Raw genomic sequence first — 20,407 nt, 5'->3', positions numbered from 1 at the left:
GTTTAGAAAGGATGTGCGCCATGAATGCACATAGTCTAATCAAACTGTTCGAACAGAGCCCGGTCGTCGTCCCGCGTAAATTGTTCACGGACGCACGCCGGCTGGACCTTAGCCCGGTCGAGTTTTGTCTCGTCGTCCACTTGCTCGAACTGACCGGGGAAGGCATCGAGATGCCGCTCCCGAGCGAGCTCGGGGAACGGATGAACGTGGCCGAGCATGAAGCACGTGCCGTCTTGCTCGGTTTGTTGCAAAAAGAATTGATTGCCATCGATGCCTCGGCTGACGTGGAACGATACAGCCTGTTACCGTTGTTCGAAGCGCTCGAGGAGGAGACGGTGACCGTCAAGACGCCGCACGCATTGAATGAGAACTTGATTCATACGTTCGAGCGCGAATTCGGGACGATCACCCCGTTTGAAATCGAGCAAATCGTCGGCTGGCTGACCGAAGACGGGTTTAGCGAAGAGTTGGTGCTGGCCGCCCTTCGGGAAGCAAAACTCCGGAACGTGCGGAATTTCAAGTACATGGATAAAATCTTGCGCGTCTGGCAAGACCATAACGTCCAGTCGCTTGAGGATGTCGTCGAATATCAACGGAGGAACAAATGATGTTGACCCGGACCCAACTAAACGAAGTATCAGACACGATGCGACAGATGTTCCCGGATGCGCACTGTGAGCTGACGCATCGCAATCCGTTCGAGCTTGTCGTCGCCGTCGCGTTATCGGCTCAGGCGACGGACGCGCTCGTCAACAAAGTGACGCCAGGCCTATTCGAGGCGTTCCCGACGGTCGAAGCGATGGCGGCAGCCGACGTCTCGGAAATCGAGTCGCTCATCAAGCGCATCGGATTGTATCGGAACAAAGCGAAGAACGTGAAGGCGCTATCGATGCAAATCGTGACGCTTCATGAAGGGATTGTCCCGGACGACCGGGCGTCGCTCGAGGCGTTGCCTGGCGTCGGTCGCAAGACGGCGAACGTCGTCTTATCGGTCGCGTTCCATGAGCCGGCGTTCGCCGTCGATACGCACGTCGAGCGCGTCTCGAAACGACTCGGGATTTGTCGCTGGAAAGACAACGTCCGTCAAGTCGAGGACACGCTCATGAAAAAGTTCCCGCGTGAGGAGTGGTCGCAGCTGCATCATCAGTTCATCTTCTTTGGACGGTATCACTGTAAGGCGCAACGCCCGGCTTGTGAGACGTGCCCGCTCCTGCACATGTGCCGGGAAGGGAAAAAGCGGATGAAGTCGATAAAAGCGACGTAAAAACTGCCCCGTAGCTAACGCTACGAGGCAGTTTTTTAGTGGTTCCACGGATGGTCGCTCCATTCGCGGCGCTTTTTCGTGATCGGGACTTTTTTGAAGCCCCAGTTTCGGAAGTCTTGGTCTGGACTTTCTTTACGGATGTAAATCTTGTCCTTGATTGCTTTAAAGATGCGATTCTCATCCCCATAATGGACGAACCGCGGTTTGACTTCGATGACCCCGCGGCGGACGCGCGAGAGCGGCAGACAGACGAGGTCTGCGATTTCGAGCCCGGACTGATAAATCGTGTTTTGTTTCTCGGAGAAGATGAAGCCTTTGATTTTTTGTCGACTCTTTTCGACATCGAGGTGGACCGTCCCTGAGTTGAAAATGTCAAAAAACGCCTTTTGAATGAGTAGATTCTGGTAATCGTCACGCGATTCGAGCACGACGCGGGCACTGACCGCTTCGGTCTCTTCAAGAAATGCGTAAAACGACTTCATCAAATGCGCGAACGCGACGACGTAAGGGTCTTTCGGTGTCGAGTAGAAGTCTTGTAACTTCTGTTTATCGACTTCGACGCTGACGATTGTACAGTCGATGTCACGCAAGAAGTCCGGTAACTTGTTCCAAAAGTCACGGAGCATATCGATCGTGATCCCATCCTCTTTTCCGTAAGGATGCTCGGCCTTTAAAATCTCTTTTAGGTGAAGCGGGATGTTTTCCGTTTTGAACACGTCTCGCTTGAACGCGTGAAGACGACGTTTCAGCTCGCACGGTATTCCGGCCTCGTCGGCGTCAATCGCATACTTGTATTCCATGAGGACACCCGTCAAATTAAATTGCGTATTTCCCTTCGGTGTACCCGTCTCATCGACGAACATCACGTACTTCTTTCCGTTATCCATCGTACCCCTCCAACACAGCTTTATCTCTTTCATCTCAAGCGCCTCTATTTTTTTAAAAGTTTCATCAATCTCGTTTATCGGATTGATGAAAGGGTTAACTAGTAGAAGACTTATTGTAGAAAAGTATTTAGTAGCATGATAACAAGCTTGTGTCAATTTGACTACACAATACACTACATACTAGTTTAACATACAAGAGTTTGGTACGATATGCATTGCGGAAAATCCACGAGACAGTCGAGCGACAGAACTCGACAATCAGACCTTAGACGGAAGGAACGAGTGGGCCAAGCTGCTAAAATGAGTTGTAGGGGTGACGACATGTTCCACTATCCGAACGGAAAGAAAGCAACGACGAACAGTCAGGCACCGATTCGATCCGAGCGTCCAACGTATTCGAACCGAGGCATGAACTTAGAGACGCTGCTCAACGAGACGAACGAGTATTATCGAATCCACGGCAAGGCGGTCATCCATAAGAAACCGACACCGCTTCAAATCGTCAAAGTCGACTATCCGAAACGGAGCGCCGCGAAAGTGACGGAAGCGTATTTCAAACAAGCGTCGACGACCGACTATAACGGGGTGTATCGCGGCAAATATATCGATTTCGAAGCGAAAGAGACGAACAATAAGACGTCGTTCCCACTCGGTAACTTTCATGACCATCAAATCACACACATGCGTGATTGTATGAAACATGGAGGGATTTGCTTTGTCATCATCCGGTTTAGCCGCTATAATACGCAATATGTGCTGTCAGCAGACCAGTTGTTAGACTGGTGGGCACAACGTGAGACGGGACGAAAATCAATCCCGCTCAGCTTCATTGAACAACATGCAATCGAAGTTCCAACCCGGGCGATGCCGGCCGTCGATTATTTGGCGGCACTGGAAGCATGGCTCGATTGAAATAGAAGGAGTGAATCGTGAATGGAACGAAGTCGAGTGGCACGTCGGCAAGACACGACGACCAATAAACGTAAACAGACGACGAAACAGTCAAAACCGAAAACGAAGAAGCCGATCTGGCGCCGTATTCTTTTACTCGCAACATTACTATTCATTATCGGCGTTGTCGCGGCGGGCGCGTATACCGCCTATGCAATCGCGACCGCACCACCGCTCGACGAAGAGAAGTTGGTGAAGACGTATCCGATTCAACTGATCTCATCGAACGGGGAACCGCTCGAAAGCGGCCAAGTTCGCGAATACGTGTCAATCAATGATATCTCTGAAGTGATGCAACAAGCGGTCGTCTCGATTGAAGACCGTCGTTTCTACGAACATAACGGAATCGACATCCGCCGAATCGGCGGGGCGGTCCTCGCCAACTTGACGAGCGGGTTCGGGTCCGAGGGTGGCTCGACGATCACGCAACAACTGATCAAACAATCGATGCTCACGAGTGAGAAGAGTATGAAGCGGAAGATTCAAGAGCAATGGCTCGCCATCAAACTCGAACGTGAATATTCAAAAGAGCAGATTCTCGAAATGTACTTGAACATCAACTATTACGGTTCAGGCGGATACGGGGTACAGTCGGCTTCAAAGGCTTACTTCAACAAGCCTGTATCGGAAGTGAACTATCAGGAAGCGGCAATCCTCGCCGGTCTGCCACAGCGTCCGAGCGCATATGACCCAATCAGTGGTGACCAAGAACTGACGCGTTATCGTCAAGAGCAAGTGCTCGCCGCGATGAAGCGTGACGGTCATATCACGGAAGAGCAATACAATGAAGCGCTCAACGTCGAGATCGCGGACGTCATCTCGCCGGCACCACAGACGGACGGCGAGTCGTACACGCGTGCGATTTATGCGCGCGTCCAAGCCGAGCTCGAGGAAGACTATGGCCTCGAACAGGCAGACATTTATGGCACAGGGCTCAAAGTGTATACGTCAATCGATAAAGACTTGCATACGAAGTTCAACAACGACATCAAATCGAACAACGTCGATTTCATGAACGTCGAAAACGTCTTCCCGGAAGACCTACGGATGGGGGCGACCGTCCTCAACACGAAGACAGGTGAAATCGTCGCCTTGATTGACAGCCAACAGGCGGAGCAAGGCGATAAGAACTATCGTGACTTCTCACGCGAAAAGCGCCAAATCGGGTCGACGGCGAAACCGTTCTTCGACTACGGCCCTGGGATTGAGAACGGCCAATGGTCGACGGGGAAAGTACTCCGTGACGCCGCATTTGAAGAAGGCGAATGGAACCCTGGGAACTATTATCAAGGATTCCGTGGCAACAACACGATGCGTTATTTCTTGACAATCTCAGCGAACACACCGGCCGTCCGCGCCTTTTATGAAGTACGGGACGAGTTCGGTCAAGATGCAATCAAATCGTTCGTCGAAAACGTCGGAATCGAACCGTCGATGTCTGGCGACGAGATGAACGCCTCGAACGCACTCGGTACGGCCGAGGCGAACACGACGCAGATGGCGGCCGCCTACGCCGCACTCGGGACGAACGGGATGTATACGAAGCCGCACTTGATTCAAAAAATCGAGTTCAATGACGGCTCGACGATCAACTCGCCGGTGAAAGCGAAACAGGCGATGGAAGACTATACGGCGTACATGCTCACAGACATGCTCCGTGACGTCGTCAGCACCTCAATCGGGACGTATGAACCAGGTGCCTTCCCGTATGACGTCGCCGGTAAGACCGGTACGACGAACAAAGATATGGATAAATGGTTCGCCGGCTATACGACCGACTACTCGATTGCCGTCTGGACTGGTCGTTCAAATGGAACACCGGCAACACTCATGAGACCGAACTACGCGCAGTACTACTTCGAGTATATGATGCAAGAAGTGACGAACGCGAACGGTCGTCCGGCAGCGTTCCAGCAACCGGAGTCGGTATTGTCGCTCGGGAACGAGCTGTACGTCAAAGGGACGAAACCGAAAGACCTCGAGCCGGACAAGCTTCCGGCACCGACCGGCGCGTCGATCAATTACGATATCCCGGCGGATCGCGGCACGTTGACATGGTCGTATAATACGGAAGCGGTGCAAGCGGACGGGTATCAAAACCTTTCGTTCACCGTGACGGAGAAACGACCGGACGGAAGTGAGCGCGTCGTCGCCACGACGTCAGACACGAGTGTCGACATCTCTGGTCTGACGAACGGGACGACCACGTTTACGATTGTCGCGACGGCGACGAATCCGCTCGTCGGCGAGCAACAGTCGAGCCCGCTTCAAACCCAGTATACGGTTCAACGTAATCAAGAACCGGCTGAAGAAGAAGAGGAACCGGAAACGGAACAGCCGGCTGAAGAGCCGACCGAAGAGGAACAGTCGAACGACAATAACGGGAACGGTAACAACGGCAATAATAACGGCAACAATGGCAATAACGGCAACAACAGCGACTCGGGAGAGACGACGGAAGAACCGGCAACGGAGGAAGAACCGGCAACGGAGGAAGAACCTCCAGCGGAAGAAGAGTCGGGAACAGACCTTGAACGGCAGTCCAACTCAGAATCGTCTGACTCAAACGAGAACCGCGGCAATGGGAACGGTGGACGTGAGAACGGAAACAGTGACCGCAACAATGAATAACACGCACAGGGCGATTGAAATCGCCCTGTTTTTCTGTTCCGTTTGCTATAATGAAAAGAAAGCGAATAGGATGGTGACAAATGGTACAACTCTCTCTTAAACGTAAGATGAAAGTGTTATTTGTAATCGATCGACTGCAAGAGGATGACGAAGGTCTCCCGCTTCACGGTGTCAACGGTTTGAAGATGGGACGCCTCCTCCTCGGGGAGTCCATCCCGTTTGGACGTTTGTTGGATGATCGAGACGTCGCGCTCGCGGCGGGCCATTCGCATTTAAAACGAATCGGGATCGAGACGATGTTTCTCGGTGACGAACGATTTTATCCTGAACTATTGCGCGGAAAACGTCGTGCGCTCGTGGCGCACGATGACTACTATAAAGCGGTGCAACGCTACACGAAACATTTACAGGCGGTCCATTCGAAATGCACGAAGCTACATACCATCGTCCTGTTCGGCCGATCGACGCATCTGTTATATGACGATGCGATCAAGCGCCTCGAGGAAGAGAACGAACATGTGGCGGCCGCATTCAACACGATGGAAGTGCTCCGGTTGCCGGCCGTTCATCGCCTCGTTCGCGACGAGCGGATCGGGCAAGTGAAAGACATCGTGGAGCGTCTTGCACCTTCGAATTCTTGATAGGAGAAGGTGAGTTTATGCGAAAGAAGCGTTCCGTCGAAGAGATGATTGAAACGCTCAAGACCGACCCGGGCTTCAATAGTCATGTCACGAACTGGCATACGGTCGACGCCCGTCCCGCAAAGTTCGCGGACATTCCGGCAAGCGTTCCACGCGACCTCGTGCGCGTCTTGAACGAGCGCGGCATCGACAAGTTGTACACACACCAAGCCGAAGCGATTAAACAGACGGCACGCGGCCATTCCACGGTCGTCGTCACCCCGACCGCTTCGGGGAAAACGCTCTGTTACAATTTGCCGGTGCTCTCAAAAATGATTGAGAAGCCGACGGCCCGGGCGCTTTATTTATATCCGACCAAAGCGCTCGCTCAAGATCAAAACACCGACCTCATGTCGATGGTCGAGGCGCTCGAAGGCGACTTGCGCTGCTTCACCTATGACGGGGATACGGCACCGGCAGCTCGGACGAAAGTACGTGATGCCGGTAACATTGTCATCACAAATCCAGACATGCTCCATTCGGGCATCTTGCCGCACCATACGAAGTGGATTCGCTTGTTCGAGAACTTGGAGTATATCGTCGTCGATGAGCTTCATACGTACCGCGGCGTATTCGGCAGTCACGTCGCGAACGTCTTCCGACGGCTGAAGCGGATTTGCGCCTATTACGGGAGCCATCCGAAGTGGATCATGACGTCGGCGACGATTGCGAACCCGGTCGAGTTGGCCGAACGGTTGACCGAGGAAGATGTCGTCCTCGTCGACCAAAACGGTGCGCCACAAGGAAAGAAGCATTTAATTTTCTATAACCCGCCTGTCGTCAATGAGGCGCTCGGCATCCGCCGTAGCGCCACGCTCGAGACGAAGCGGATCGCGTCAAAGCTCGTCGAGGCCGACATTCAAACGATCGTTTTCGCCCGCTCCCGCGTCCGCGTCGAGGTGCTGTTGACGTATCTCCAAGAGTTGACACGGCGTGAGCTCGGACCGAAGTCGATTGTCGGATATCGCGGCGGCTATTTGCCGTCCGAACGCCGTGAAATCGAACGCCGGCTCCGCGACGGGGAGATTCGAGCGGTCGTCTCGACGAACGCGCTCGAACTCGGCGTCGATATCGGGCAATTGGAAGCGTGTGTCTTGAACGGGTATCCCGGTACCGTCGCCTCGCTTTGGCAACAAGCCGGACGGGCCGGCCGACGCCATTCGGAGTCGCTCGTCATCTTCGTCGCCTCGTCGTCCTCGCTCGACCAGCTCGTCGTCGAGCAACCCGATTTGATTTTGGATCGTTCACCGGAGGCGGCGCGACTCGACCCGAACAATCTCATCATCCTCGTCGATCATTTGAAGTGTGCGGCGTTCGAGTTGCCGTTCCATAAAGGAGAACGGTTCGGGACGGTCGACACGGAAGACATCCTCGATTTCTTGACGGACGCCCAAGTCCTCCATGAGCGGGCCGATAAGTACTACTGGATGACGGATTCGTTCCCGGCCCACGAGATTTCACTCCGTACGTCGGATCAGGAAAACGTCGTCATCGTCGACCAGACGGCCAAACACGCCGTCATCGGCGAGATGGATACGTTCAGCGCGATGACGTTGTTGCATGACGAAGCCATTTATTTGCATGGTGCCGAACAATATCAAGTCGAAAAGCTCGACTTCGAAGAGAAGAAGGCGTACGTGCGGCAAGTCGATGTCGATTATTACACCGACGCGAACTTGGCTGTCGAACTGAAAGTGCTAGAAGAGAACAAATCGGACGGAGTGAAGACGTTTGGCGAGGTTTCGGTCATCGCGATGGCCACGTTGTTCAAAAAAATCAAGTTCGGGACGCATGAGAATATCGGATCTGGCCCGATTCATCTGCCGGAACGCGAGCTACACACGACGGCGACTTGGTTCACGCTCGATGAGCGCTACGCATACTCGGAAGCTGATATGGAAGACCAGCTCGAGGCGGTGAGTGACTTGTTACGCCGTCTCGCCCCGTTATATCTCATGTGTGACAGCCATGACTTGTTCACGACGCTTCAAATGAAGGCGACCCATACGTCGAAACCGACCGTCTTCCTGTATGACCGTTATCCGGGCGGAATCGGGTTGAGCGAGGCGCTCTATCGTGACGCCGACGCTGTCCTTGAGGCGGCAGTGCGCACCGTCGAGGATTGCCCTTGTGCGAGCGGCTGTCCGAGTTGTGTCGGGATGGTCGGCTACGGGGACTTCAAACAGCAGGTCGTCAATCAGTTGCATGCCTTGAAAGGAACGATATGAAAGCAAAATTAGCACGTTTGATTAAAACGACAGAACCGAAACAACAAATCGAAACGCCTGATGATGTCGAACAAGCGAAATGGAAGGCGCTCGGTGGGGAGATTTTGACGTTCGAAAAAGAATGGTGCGTCCGCTTGAAAGAGATGTATCCGCTCGAGTCGATGTATCACGACTTCACATATGGAGAAGCCCGACGAGCCGTCCGTGAGGCGACGCATCCGTTTTTTGCGGTGGACGTCCCGACCGATCGCGTGCTGTTCATGGATACGGAGACGACCGGGCTACGAGGGTCGGGGACGTCCATCTTTTTAATCGGGTTTGCCCGCATCCATGAAGGGCATCTCGAGATGGTGCAGTATGTGTTGCCCCACCCGGCGTTTGAGACGGCGTTTTATTATCATTTCTTGAACGATATCGGTGATGAGGTCCGCTTCGTCACCTATAACGGAAAGTCGTTTGACTGGCCGCAAATCAAGACACGCCATACGTTCGTGAAGTCGAAAGTGAAGGAACTCCCAGCAGTCGGACACGTCGATTTGTTGCACGCATCGAGACGGCTGTTAAAACCGACGCTCGAATCTGTTTCGTTGAAGGCGGTCGAAGCCCACTTCGGGCATGAACGCGTTGACGACTTACCGGGCTTTTTGGCCCCGATGCATTATTTTCAATACGTGAAAGAACGAGAACCGGACATTTTACGTCCGGTCATCGAACACCATCATGCCGACTGTTTGAGCCTCGTTTCGCTCTACACCCGCCTCACGCATCTCGTCGAAGGCGATGGGTTAATGTTCGGGGAAGAGCGGGCGCACTGGTTGAGCGACCTCGGAAATGAGGATGCGGCCTTGAAGACGTACGCGCAACTCGATAACCCGTCGAAACTGGCGAAAATGCGTCAGGCGATGCTTTTAAAGCGCACCGGTAAAATCGACGAGGCGTTGCCGTTGTTTGAACAAGTCGGTTCCATCGAATCGCTAACGGAACTCGCCAAGCATGCTGAGCATCAGACAAAAGACATCGACCGCGCCATCGTCTATACGAATCGTGCCCTCGAACTCGTCGAAGCAAGGCGGACGGTGTTGAAGCAGACGGCATTCCGTGCCCAACGTGAATTACAACACCGGCTCGCCCGGTTAGAAAGGAAGCGCTTATGAAAGTCGTCGCGATTACCGGTTATCGCCCGCATGAGCTAGGAATCTTCAAAGCCGACCATCCAGGGATCGAAATCATTCAGGAGGCGTATCGCCGCAAAATCGTAGAGGCGATTGAGCTTGGTGGGGAATGGTTCATCTTTAGTGGGACAAACGGTTGTGAATTGTGGGCTGGACAAGTATTGTTAGAGTTAAGAAAAACGTATCCAATCAAGATTGCCGTATTTCCTCCATTTTTGGAAATGGAGGAGCGGTATAAGCCGTATGAGCAGGAGCTGTTCATCCAACTTCAGCTCGAAGCGGATTTCTTTGAGCCGTTGACCCAACGTCCGTATGAGGACCCGAGCCAACTTCGGGCAAAAACTGCATTCTTTTTGGATAAAGCAGCAGGACTCATCAGCTTGTTTGACGAAGAGACGGGGGGAAGCCCTCGATTTCTCGTCGAAGGGGCAAAACGGAAACAGCATATGGAGCTATTCTTGATTACACCTGAGGACTTACGGGTCATTGAAGAAGAAAAACAATGGGAACAACAATGGGAGTGAAGACGATGCAAACGGAATTAACAGCAGAAGCGATTTATAAACAAGAATTCAAGACAGCCCTCCGTGGGTATTCGCAAGAAGAGGTCGACCAATTTCTCGACGTCGTCATCCGTGACTATGAGAAGATGGCGAAAGAAATCGAACGCTTACGTCAAGAGAATGAGTCGCTCCGCCGCGGATCGAGCGATCAAGCCGAACCGGTGAAAGCGTCACAACCGGTCGCCTCGAACTATGATATGCTGCGACGTATTTCAAACTTGGAAAAAGCCGTCTTCGGCAAGCAAGTCGGACCGAGCGAATAAGGAAAGGAGGTGGATGCGATGTTGCACGTGTTGACGGCCGCACCGAAAGAACCGGAAAAACGACAGACGAAAGGATTGTTCCGCACGAAAGTGGAAGTGATTGAACCGGCTAAATCGTACACTGAGGAGCTTGTCGAGATTTTACGGCAAACGTGCCGGTTTGATTGGATGATGATTGAGCATGTCGAGATGGATGCAACGTTGTTCGACTACGTCCTCGTCGGGCCAAAAGGTGTGTTTTTGGTTCAAGTCAATCGGACGACTTCGGCCGTTCACATGTCGAATCGGGAATGCCGTCACGAGACGTCGCTCGGTTGGAAGACCATCCACCCACATCCGATTCAAGAGCTCGATGGTATCACGAAACAAATCCGTGGTCGTTTGAAAAGACAGTGCGGACAAGCCGTGCCGGTCACGTCGTTCCTGATTTTCCCCGAGACGAGCCGACTGAAGGTCGAACGACTTCGCGCGAACTGCGCATCGTCGTTCGAAATCGTCGACGACGTCATCTCTAAGACGAAGCTCGAACTGTTGACGGAGCCGACCATCAAACAAATCGCGTACTATTGTTCAGAGCGACAAGTACATAAATAAACACCCTATCGCAACCGGGCCTCTTGAGCCCGCTGCGATAGGGTGTTGTTTTATTTGAGCAATTTCCGCGCCGCGGCCTCATCTTTTCGATGTACGAAAAGCGCGACCCGGTCGTCTAAGTTTTTAGCGAGCGGTCGAAACAACCGTCCCGTCGGCAAGCCTTGTTCGACCCGACACTCGATGCCTTTCTCGGTCAAGTACGCATAATCCTCGAGCAATGCCTCGCCTTGTTTCCCGAACGCCTCGCCAAAACGGACCCAACGTATGTTCCGAATCGTGCGAACCGCTACGAGAATGACAAATAACGTACCGAGCACGACAATCATTAAAGTCCTAACATCAGTCCAAACCATATCCACAGCTTCCACCCCTTCTTTACAATAGTTTATCGAGGTCGACGGTTGAAAGCAACCGACTTTCCCCGGTATACTCAAAGAAGAAGAGGGGGATTTTGTGAAAACGTCTATTCAATCACGCCGCGAGGCGGTTCAACTGCTCGAGAAGGAACATGTGCTCTATATCCGAATCCATAACGGTCAGACCGGGATGATCAAGTCGACGGCGGAAGGGATTATCGTCGCCATCCCAAACAGCGAGACGAATAAGGTCGATTTCCGAAAACTTGAAGACATCGAGGCGTTCGAGGCGTTTTATGATTTGACGCTCTCTGCCCCGGGCATCTTGTATTACAACAAAGAAACGCTCGACTCCAATTGAGAGTCGAGCGTTTCTGCGTCATGCGAACGGGAGCCAGTCGCTCATCTTCTCTTGGAGCGGAGCGAGACGTAAATGCCGTTGCTTATGGAGGAGATAGCCGTCCGGGCGGATGACGAGGACGCCTCGTCGCATGAAGAACGACTTGGCGAGTTCGTTGCCCTGGTCGAAGAAGGGACGGCTCGTCTTCGACAGCGTGATGATTTGGAAAAAGGATTGATGCTCATTCAAATAGTCGTACAGTGCTGCCGAATCGCGGGACCCATCATCGAGGACGAGTACTTGGAACCGTCCGTCCGCGACTTCTGAAATCTTCTGGCGCATCCCGTCATCCGTTCGAATCATTTCGATTTCAGGGAAGATTTTCCCTTCCGCGACTCGTTGAAACGGGATTCGGGAGTGGGACGGATACGAGAGATGGAGCTGGGCAATTCGTTCCGTGATCTTTTGGTTGATTAAGTTGACGCGGGTGAAGACGTCCGCAACGAGCGCTTGAAACGGCAAAAGCATCGGTAACGTCGTCTGCAACACTTCGGTCGCGACGTTCGTCGTCTGCAGGACGTTCCGCGCGACGTGTTCCCGTTCGTCCCGATACGTCGAAACGACACCAAAAGAGGCACCGGCCTTCAGGTGGAGCCATAGTCTCCAACCGAGGTTGAACGAGTCGGCAATCCCGGTGTTCATCCCTTGCCCGCCGACAGGTGAGTTGATGTGTGCCGCATCCCCCATCAAGATGACCCGGTTATGAATGAACGCGTCCACCATCCGGTTGTGAACCCGGAACAAGGAGAACCATTCGACTTCATCGATTTCGACGGGCATATGGCTCCGTTGTTCGACCAATTCACGTAATTTTGACTCGTCGAACGATTCGTCGTTTGCGAGGTTCCCGGTGATTCGAATCGTATCGTCTGTCAACGGGAACACTTCTAGCACCCCACGGTTTGAAAAGAAGATATGCACTTCCTCACGTGAGATATTCCATCTCGCCTTCATGTCCGCGAGCACCCAAGACTCTTTGAACGATTTGCCGCTGAACGGCAAGGCGAGCATCCGACGAATCGAGCTGTTCGCACCGTCGGCCGCGACGACGTACTTCGCTTCAATCGTCCGCGGGGTGTCGCCCTCGAGATGGGCGAGTACACGTGACGGATAATGGGTGAGCGAGATGAGCGACTCACCTCGTCGCACGAAGTGGCCGTGACGATTGAGCGCTTGTTCAAGAATCGCTTCCGTTTCATTCTGACGAAGCAGCGTCACGAACGGGTAAGGGGTGACAAGCCTTGAAAACTCTAGCTTGGCCGTCCACTGCCCGGAAAAGTAAAGGTTTCCTTTCTCGATCGTGCGAGCGCGATCGAGCACCTCTTTAGCGACGTCGAGCCGTGAGAACACCTCAATCGTCCGCGGTTGAATCCCGATTGCCCGCGAATTGTTCGACGGGGTCGTCTTGCGGTCGATAATCTCGAACGAGATCCCATAACGAGCAAGGGTCAAAGCGAGGGTGAGGCCGGTCGGGCCCGCACCGACAATCAATACGTCTACTTGTTGGTCCACATCTACCATCTCCTATCGTTAATATTGATATTTCCGACATTGGGCACGTTTAAACGAGGAGACAACGGTGGAAGTGTAGAAAACATAAGGAGTGAGGAGACTCGGAATGAAGGATTCGTCAATTAATGAAACTCAGCTGCGTGACAGCTTCTCAATGGAAGAGAATTATGAACAGACGGCGGCGGTCTTAATTCCGTTAACCGAAGTCGATGGGGTGTGGCACGTCGTCTTTGAAGTCCGTGCTCATACGATGCGGCGACAACCAGGAGAAATCGCGTTCCCGGGCGGGCGGTTGGACCAAGGGGAGACGCCGCTTGAAGCCGCCATCCGTGAAACGAGCGAAGAGTTGACGCTCCCGCAGGCAGACATCGAAGTCATCGGCCGTCTGCAACCGCTTGCGACGCCGCATCGTCAATTGATTTATCCGTTCGTCGGGATCATCCCTGTCGTGCCGGACGTCAAGCTGACAGATGAAGTCGACCATCTCTTCACGGTCCCGGTCGAAACGTTGCTTTACATCGACCCGTTCCACGGCGAGATGGAGTGGACGATGAATCCGGATCAAAATATTCCGTTTGACCGGATGGCGAATGCTAAAGCGTACGAAAAACGGGTAATTAAAATGAGAGAACCTTTTTATGAACATGAGGACTACATTATTTGGGGACTTACTGGAAAAATATTGTCACAATTCATTAAACACATAAAAGAAAACGTATTCAAACGGATATAATTTCGTTATAATGATAGAAACAAATTTAAGATTGGAAGTGAATGGGTGTGTCTGTAGAATTCGTTGTGGGTGATATCGTAAAATCAACGCGTGAAGGATGGGTCGCGGAAGTGACTGCCGTACTGACCAATACAGTCATCGGGGACGTTTCCATCATGGAAGAATTTCAACAGTTAGGACTTGAATTTGAAAAACAAGTTTTACTCAAATCAGAATTGGAATTGATTGAACGCGCTAGCTGACCTTTGATCCGAAAGGGATGATTCCGGTGTCCATTGACAAAAAAGTACGTGAATGGAAAGAGGCTGGGTTGTTGGATGAAGCGACGGGGCAACGGCTCGTCGATTATGAACATGAACGGTTGGCGGTACGTGACAAGCGAGAACACAACCCGCCAATCCTCGTGATCATCGGTTCGATTTTACTTGCGCTCAGTCTGTTCAGTTTTGTCGCTGCGAATTGGCAGGCCATCCCGGACCTTCTAAAAGTGGCGATTTTTCTCGTCATCATGGTCGGCATGTATGTGGCGGCCGAACAAGTGAAGACACGGGCACAGCGCTTTGTGACATTGTTCCTTGTCCTCGGCATCGTCTTCTTCGTTGCGACAATGATCGTCATCTTCACGACGTATAACTTGTCCTCGCAACTCCCGCTCTTGTTTTGGCTCATGTTCGGTGTCGCCGTGTTGCATCGGCTCATCTATCAACATCCGATTTTCACGTTCATCGCGGCACTCGGAGGGTTTATGGCGATTACGAACAGCTTTCAAGGCATCGGCTTGACGCTCATCTTGCTCGGTCTCATCATCACGTGGGTTTGGTTCCACTACACCAATCATGAGCTTGACCGCATCTTCGCGTGGTTTGGTTTCTACGGCCTTCTCATCATAATCGGACAATACGCGAACTATGAGGGTCGCTTTTGGCCGTTATGGGCGCTCGTCATCATGCATGTGCTGTTTCTCATCTATCGTGAACGTGCGCAATGGAACTATTTGTACTTGTTCGTCGCAGCAATCCTCTCGATTGGCTATCTCATCAATGCGACGGAAGGATGGCTGTCCCAGCGTCCACCGTCCGTCATTGAAGCGACGGTCCTATCGGCCGCTCTCGTCGGGATTTATTTGTTGCACCGACGCCCTGAACTGATGTGGGTGAGTCTGCTTGCTGTCATCCCGTTCTCATTATTCAACGATTCAGGTATTCTGCTCGCCGTCCTACTCGAAGTCGTCGCGCTCGGTTACCTCGTCTGGCAAGACCATCAACGTAAACCGATTGTGCTCGCTTTCATCTATTTTTTAATCGTTCAAATGACGATTTACTTCATTTACGTGTGGGATCGTCTCGACATCTCGCTCTTCTTCTTGATCGGGGCGCTCATCGTATTCGGATTGTCGCTCGCTCTGTGGTGGCGTAACCGGACGAGAGGGGATGTACGGACATGAAACGCATGACACCTTGGCTCTTACCGATTATACAAGTGCTCATCGCCGTCGGATTCGTCTTGCTCGTCTATGCGGTCTCGTGGTTCGGTCAGACGTATACGTTCAAGGCGACTTCTTATGAGCCGTATGACCCGTTTTTCGGGGACTCGATTTATTTAGAGTATGACGCGTTCGAAGGACGTCAAGACGTCGAATCTGGTACCGTCTATGTGACGTTCAAAGCCGGAGAGGACGGATATGCGACGGTTGACCGCGTCAGTTCGAGACCGTTCTTCGGCGGGATTCGAGCGAACTATTTCGATCGCCGAGTTTATGTCGACGATTTGAGCTCTTATCGAGTGACGGACGATGAAGCCGACTTGATCCGAGGCGCGAAAACGTTCGAAGTCGACGTCGATATCGCTCCTTGGGGGATGGTCCGAGCTCATGAGTTGCGGCCAATCGAAGCCGAATAAGTTTTGCAAACAGATTACAGATTCGTTACACGCCTTGTTGTAACGGTTCTGTATTTTTTTAATGCGATGGCTTCGCGACGCCGTTTTATATAAATATTACAATCTGTAACGATTTTAAAAGTCATATGTCAGGAATATTTCACTTCGGTATGAATCATACACGTGTGCGACCAATCATGGTAAATTAACATCTGTTCGTTACATAATGCGAAAGGTGCTAATCAACCATGAATCAATTCATTAAATATATGATCGTCCTTTTCATCTCCATGACAGGCGTATTCGCCGTCGCGTCCGCAACTGAAGCCGCGCAAATCGGAATCGGCACGGAACAAAAGATTGTCCAAAACCCGCTGGAACTAGAACGCCAAGCGATGGAACGTGAAGCGGAACAGAAGCGACAGCGTGAGGCGCAGCTCGCAGAAGAGAAACGTCGCGCAGCGGAGCAAGCGAAACGTGAGGCTGAACGAGCGAAGCGAGTAGCTGAAGAGGAAGCTGAGCGTGAGGCGAAACAGGCTGCAGAAAAAGCGGCGAAAGAAGCCGAAGCTGCACGTGCTGAGAAAGAAGAAGCAAAAGCGGAGGCGGCTCCAAGCGCGCGGCCGGTCTCGATGAAAGTCGCAACGAACGTCCTGCAAGTCGAATCGACCGCCTACACGAACGATGCCGCTGACAACGGTACTTACAGCGGCCGTGTCTTGACGGCAACGGGCCATGACGTGACCGACTCGATTTACTACAACGGTATGCGGATCATCGCTGTCGACCCTTCGGTCATCCCACTCGGCTCAGTCGTACACCTTGAAGGGATCGGAGATGCGATCGCGCTCGATACGGGCGGTCGAATCAAAGGAAACATTGTCGATTTGCTCGTCGATACGAAAGATGAAGCCATCCAATGGGGTCGTCGTCATATCCAAGTCACCATCAACTAAATCGACCAAGACAGGTTCTTCCATCCGGGAGAACCTTTTGTTGTTTAAAAGAGCCGTTATTCGGGCAAACTAATATTTGACTTTCCATAACAGGAATGAGCCGAGGAGGGATTGTGTTGATAGAATTTCAAAATGTTTCCAAGCGTTACGACGATGGGACATTGGCCGTGAAAGACTTGGATTTGACGGTACAAAAAGGGGAGATCTTCGTATTGATCGGGCCGTCAGGATGTGGCAAGACGACGACGATGAAAATGGTGAATCGTCTCATCGATCATACGGATGGTAAAATCCTGATTGACGGGAAAGAGATTTATCAGTTCGATATTTACGAACTGCGTCGCAATATCGGCTATGTGCTCCAGCAGATTGCCTTATTCCCTCATTTAACGGTAGAAGAAAACATCTCGGTCGTTCCCGACTTATTGAAATGGCCGAAACAAAAAACGAAAGATCGCGTCACGGAACTGATGAATATCGCCGGACTCGACCCGGTGCTCCGTGATAAAAAACCGACCGAACTATCCGGTGGTCAACAACAACGTGTCGGTGTACTGCGGGCGCTTGCGGCTGACCCTGAAGTCATTCTCATGGATGAGCCGTTCTCGGCGCTTGACCCGATCAGTCGGGGGCAGCTTCAAGATGACGTCAAACGGTTGAACGATGAACTCGGAAAGACGATCTTGTTCGTCACCCACGACATCGAAGAAGCGATGAAACTCGGTGACCGGATCGCGCTCATGCGGGACGGACAACTCGTCGTCGTCGGAACACCGGCTGAGATTCGTGCTAGCGACGACCCGTTCGTGCTTGAATTTACTCAACGAAGAAGAGGTGAGGTCGATGCTTGAAACGTTTCAAAATCGACGTGGAGAACTGATTGAAGCGCTCGTCGAGCATTTACAACTATCGGTCGTCTCGCTTTTGATTGCTGTTTTGATTGCTGTTCCACTCGGGATTTGGCTGACGCGGCGCAAAAAAGTCGCGGAGACGGCAATCGGCGTCACAGCCGTCATCCAGACGATTCCATCCTTGGCGTTACTCGGTCTCATGATTCCACTCGTCGGCATCGGGGCGTTACCAGCCACGATCGCCCTCGTGTTGTATGCGCTACTGCCGATTCTTCGCAATACGTTCACCGGGTTGAATGAAGTGGATAAATCCCTCCTCGAGGCGGCCCGCGCCTGCGGGATGAAGCCGAACCAAAGTTTGATGAAAGTGGAACTCCCGCTCGCCCTCCCCGTCATCATGGCCGGGATTCGGACGGCGATGGTCCTCATCGTCGGGACGGCCACACTCGCGGCGCTCGTCGGGGCGGGTGGGCTCGGGACGCTCATCTTGCTCGGGATCAACCGAAATGATAATTACTTGATTTTGCTCGGGGCAATCCCCGCTGCAATCCTCGCGCTCTTGTTTGATTTCTTACTACGTCAGATGGAAGGTGCGACGGCGACACGTAATCGGACGAAACTGATTGCCGTCTCGGCGGTTCTCGCGCTCATCATCGCGGCACCACTCGCGTTCGGACGCACCCAGCAGACCGACCTCGTCGTGGCTGGGAAGCTAGGCCCTGAGCCGGAGATTTTGATGAATATGTACAAGTTGCTCATTGAGGAAGAGACGGACCTGAGCGTCTCGGTCCGCCCGAACTTTGGTGAGACGACGTTCGTCTGGGGCGCTCTTCGAAGTGGAGATGTCGATATCTATCCTGAATTCACGGGAACGGTACTCGCGAGCCTCGTCAATGAGACACCGAACTCGAACGACGCACAAGAAGTGTATGAACAAGCACGCGACGCCCTCGCCGATGACGGGTACGTGTTACTCGAACCGATGCAGTTCAACAATACGTATGCCATCGCGATTCCTCGTGACTATGCAGAGTCGGAAAGCATCAATACGATTTCAGATTTGCGTAACGTCCAAAATGACATCCGTGCCGGTTTCACCCTCGAATTCACGGATCGAGAAGACGGCTATCCGGGCTTACAACAAGCGTACGGCCTTGACTTCCCATCGGTCACATCAATGGAACAAAAACTGCGTTACCGGGCGATTTCGCGAGGGGACGTCAATTTAGTCGATGCGTATGCGACCGACCCGGATATCGCGGAGAACGACCTCGTCGTTTTAGAAGACGATCAACAGTTCTTCCCGCCGTATCAAGGGGCACCTCTTATGAAGGCGGAGACGCTCGAAGAACATCCAGAAATCGAGGATGCGCTTAATCAGCTTGCCGGGCTCATTTCGGATGAGGAGATGTCTGAACTTAACCGACGCGTCGCCTATGGAAACGAGCGCGCCTATGATGTCGCCAAAGATTTCTTAGAACAAGCGGGGCTCTTATGAATGCGCTCGTCATCTCAAACCCGACATCCGGTACGCATGAGACGATGCTCGGCGAAGTCATTGCCACGGTGGAGTCGCTCTATTCAGAGATTCAGATTTTAAAAACAGCTTCGGAAGGGGATGCGTATCGCTTCGCCAAAGCGAGCGGTGGTTACGACCACTTGCTCGTCATTGGTGGCGACGGGACGCTCCATGAGGTCGTCAATGGCTTGATGCAGGTCGATTACGAAGATCGACCGAAAATCGGATTAATTCCAGGAGGCACGTGCAACGATTTCGCACGTGCCCTCGATTTACCGGTCGAACCCGTCGAAGCCGCACGGATTTTGAAGATGAGTCACGCCGAGCCGGTCGACGTCATGCGTGTGAATGACCGGTACGGACTTAATTTTATCGGCGTCGGTTTAATTGCAGATGCATCACGCCAAATCGATCCGTTACAAAAAGAATCGCTCGGGTCCATCGGCTACTTTTTAGCGACGATTCGCCAGTTTCGAGAAGCCGACCCGTTCGACCTTCAAATCGAACAGGATGGGAAGATCGTTCATGAGGGTCCGGTCAGTTTTCTCTACATCGGCAATGGCGCCTATCTCGGTACCGTTCCGACAAAGCTGCAGACGCAGTCGTTCAATGACGGCTTCGTCGAGGTCGTCCATAGTTCTGCCATCGGTTTTCCGATGATTCGGCAGTTATTGGCGCAACAGTTCGGTCTCGAACAGGCATCGGATGAATGGGTACACCTTCAAATGAATAACTTGATCGTGCGCCTGCATGACGAGCAAATCATCGATGTCGATGGAGAACATTTCGAGGCGACCGAACTTAAAATCGAGGTGCTCGAGAAAGAATTGACGTTTCTCGTTGCCGGTCAGGAATAAGAGGAAAGAGAAAAGAATTCAGACTTTTCTCTTTTTTTGTTGTCCTCGATTCTGAACCGTGTTAGTATTTCACTATTATTATGAAAATGAAATGAAAACAGGAAGTAGGGATAGG

The 20,407-nt window shown here is 52.3% G+C and carries 21 protein-coding genes and 1 pseudogene; 19 read left to right on the top strand and 3 right to left on the bottom strand.

From position 1 onward, the window contains the following. A partial coding sequence (locus tag DI14_RS02825) for a DnaD domain-containing protein (RefSeq protein ID WP_235193375.1) occupies positions 1-608 on the top strand: 608 nt, incomplete at its 5' end. Further along, a complete protein-coding gene (gene nth, locus DI14_RS02820; protein ID WP_034804942.1) occupies positions 608-1,264 on the top strand; it encodes an endonuclease III in 657 nt (218 codons plus the stop codon). The genes DI14_RS02825 and nth, both read left to right, overlap by 1 nt. 35 nt (positions 1,265-1,299) lie before the next feature. Here the strand turns inward: nth and DI14_RS02815 are convergent, their stop codons facing one another. After that, on the bottom strand, positions 1,300-2,151 hold the full coding sequence (locus DI14_RS02815; protein ID WP_034804940.1) for a DUF3800 domain-containing protein: 852 nt from the start codon (positions 2,149-2,151) through the stop codon (positions 1,300-1,302). A gap of 321 nt (positions 2,152-2,472) precedes the next feature. Here DI14_RS02815 and recU point away from each other — a divergent pair, with 321 nt between their 5' ends. The 8 genes from recU (at position 2,473) to DI14_RS02775 (ending at position 11,233) form a co-directional block, all read left to right on the top strand. Next, positions 2,473-3,063, top strand: a complete 591-nt coding sequence (gene recU / locus DI14_RS02810; protein WP_034804937.1) for a Holliday junction resolvase RecU — start codon at positions 2,473-2,475, stop codon at positions 3,061-3,063. A gap of 21 nt (positions 3,064-3,084) precedes the next feature. Beyond that, positions 3,085-5,733, top strand: a complete 2,649-nt coding sequence (locus DI14_RS02805) for a transglycosylase domain-containing protein (protein WP_034804934.1) — start codon at positions 3,085-3,087, stop codon at positions 5,731-5,733. A gap of 80 nt (positions 5,734-5,813) precedes the next feature. Beyond that, entirely contained in the window at positions 5,814-6,374 is a 561-nt protein-coding gene (locus tag DI14_RS02800; RefSeq protein ID WP_235193374.1) for a hypothetical protein, read from the top strand. 17 nt (positions 6,375-6,391) lie between these two features. Then, entirely contained in the window at positions 6,392-8,641 is a 2,250-nt protein-coding gene (locus tag DI14_RS02795; protein ID WP_034804932.1) for a DEAD/DEAH box helicase, read from the top strand. Further along, entirely contained in the window at positions 8,638-9,795 is a 1,158-nt protein-coding gene (locus DI14_RS02790; protein ID WP_034804930.1) for a ribonuclease H-like domain-containing protein, read from the top strand. The genes DI14_RS02795 and DI14_RS02790 overlap by 4 nt, the downstream gene beginning before the upstream one ends. Then, a complete protein-coding gene (locus DI14_RS02785; RefSeq protein ID WP_034804928.1) occupies positions 9,792-10,337 on the top strand; it encodes an SLOG family protein in 546 nt (181 codons plus the stop codon). Before DI14_RS02790 ends, DI14_RS02785 begins: the two co-directional genes overlap by 4 nt. Positions 10,338-10,342: 5 nt before the next feature. After that, a complete protein-coding gene (gene gpsB, locus DI14_RS02780; protein ID WP_235193373.1) occupies positions 10,343-10,639 on the top strand; it encodes a cell division regulator GpsB in 297 nt (98 codons plus the stop codon). An 18-nt stretch (positions 10,640-10,657) separates the two neighbouring features. After that, a complete protein-coding gene (locus tag DI14_RS02775; RefSeq protein WP_034804925.1) occupies positions 10,658-11,233 on the top strand; it encodes an NERD domain-containing protein in 576 nt (191 codons plus the stop codon). Between the two features lie 50 nt (positions 11,234-11,283). Here the strand turns inward: DI14_RS02775 and DI14_RS02770 are convergent, their stop codons facing one another. Beyond that, positions 11,284-11,586: a hypothetical protein gene (locus DI14_RS02770; protein WP_034804923.1), complete on the bottom strand. Its 303-nt coding sequence runs from the start codon at positions 11,584-11,586 to the stop codon at positions 11,284-11,286. A 100-nt stretch (positions 11,587-11,686) separates the two neighbouring features. Between DI14_RS02770 and DI14_RS02765 the strand changes: the two genes are divergently transcribed. Next, positions 11,687-11,950 carry a hypothetical protein gene (locus tag DI14_RS02765; RefSeq protein WP_034804921.1) on the top strand — a complete coding sequence of 88 codons (264 nt, stop codon included), beginning with the start codon at positions 11,687-11,689 and terminating at the stop codon, positions 11,948-11,950. Positions 11,951-11,968: 18 nt separating this feature from the next. Here the strand turns inward: DI14_RS02765 and DI14_RS02760 are convergent, their stop codons facing one another. Beyond that, on the bottom strand, positions 11,969-13,510 hold the full coding sequence (locus DI14_RS02760) for an FAD-dependent monooxygenase (RefSeq protein ID WP_051622513.1): 1,542 nt from the start codon (positions 13,508-13,510) through the stop codon (positions 11,969-11,971). A 97-nt stretch (positions 13,511-13,607) separates the two neighbouring features. Here DI14_RS02760 and DI14_RS02755 point away from each other — a divergent pair, with 97 nt between their 5' ends. From DI14_RS02755 to DI14_RS02720, 8 genes and pseudogenes are all read left to right on the top strand, one after another. After that, positions 13,608-14,234, top strand: a complete 627-nt coding sequence (locus tag DI14_RS02755) for a CoA pyrophosphatase (RefSeq protein WP_051622512.1) — start codon at positions 13,608-13,610, stop codon at positions 14,232-14,234. A 41-nt stretch (positions 14,235-14,275) separates the two neighbouring features. Then, complete coding sequence (locus DI14_RS02750; protein WP_034804917.1) at positions 14,276-14,476, top strand: DUF2187 family protein; 201 nt, start codon at positions 14,276-14,278, stop codon at positions 14,474-14,476. A 17-nt stretch (positions 14,477-14,493) separates the two neighbouring features. Continuing rightward, on the top strand, positions 14,494-15,678 hold the full coding sequence (locus tag DI14_RS02745) for a DUF2157 domain-containing protein (RefSeq protein WP_034804914.1): 1,185 nt from the start codon (positions 14,494-14,496) through the stop codon (positions 15,676-15,678). After that, complete coding sequence (locus tag DI14_RS02740) at positions 15,675-16,133, top strand: GDYXXLXY domain-containing protein (protein ID WP_034804911.1); 459 nt, start codon at positions 15,675-15,677, stop codon at positions 16,131-16,133. The genes DI14_RS02745 and DI14_RS02740 overlap by 4 nt, the downstream gene beginning before the upstream one ends. A 227-nt stretch (positions 16,134-16,360) precedes the next feature. Further along, on the top strand, positions 16,361-17,065 hold the full coding sequence (locus DI14_RS02735; protein WP_152545856.1) for a 3D domain-containing protein: 705 nt from the start codon (positions 16,361-16,363) through the stop codon (positions 17,063-17,065). Positions 17,066-17,181: 116 nt separating this feature from the next. Beyond that, a pseudogene (locus tag DI14_RS02730) lies at positions 17,182-17,895 on the top strand (ABC transporter ATP-binding protein); the annotation flags it as partial. Positions 17,896-17,908: 13 nt separating this feature from the next. Beyond that, entirely contained in the window at positions 17,909-19,414 is a 1,506-nt protein-coding gene (locus tag DI14_RS02725) for an ABC transporter permease/substrate-binding protein (protein WP_034804905.1), read from the top strand. Next, the gene (locus DI14_RS02720; protein WP_034804902.1) at positions 19,411-20,292 is read left to right on the top strand and encodes a diacylglycerol kinase family protein; all 882 of its coding nucleotides are present in this window, start codon (positions 19,411-19,413) and stop codon (positions 20,290-20,292) included. Before DI14_RS02725 ends, DI14_RS02720 begins: the two co-directional genes overlap by 4 nt. Positions 20,293-20,407 lie beyond the last annotated feature (115 nt).

The sequence above is a fragment of the Exiguobacterium sp. AB2 genome (assembly GCF_000696055.1).
In the GTDB taxonomy this organism is placed as follows: Bacteria; Bacillota; Bacilli; order Exiguobacteriales; family Exiguobacteriaceae; genus Exiguobacterium; species Exiguobacterium alkaliphilum.
Note: the sequence above shows the minus strand (reverse complement) of the source record. Positions and strands in the feature narration are given on the sequence as shown.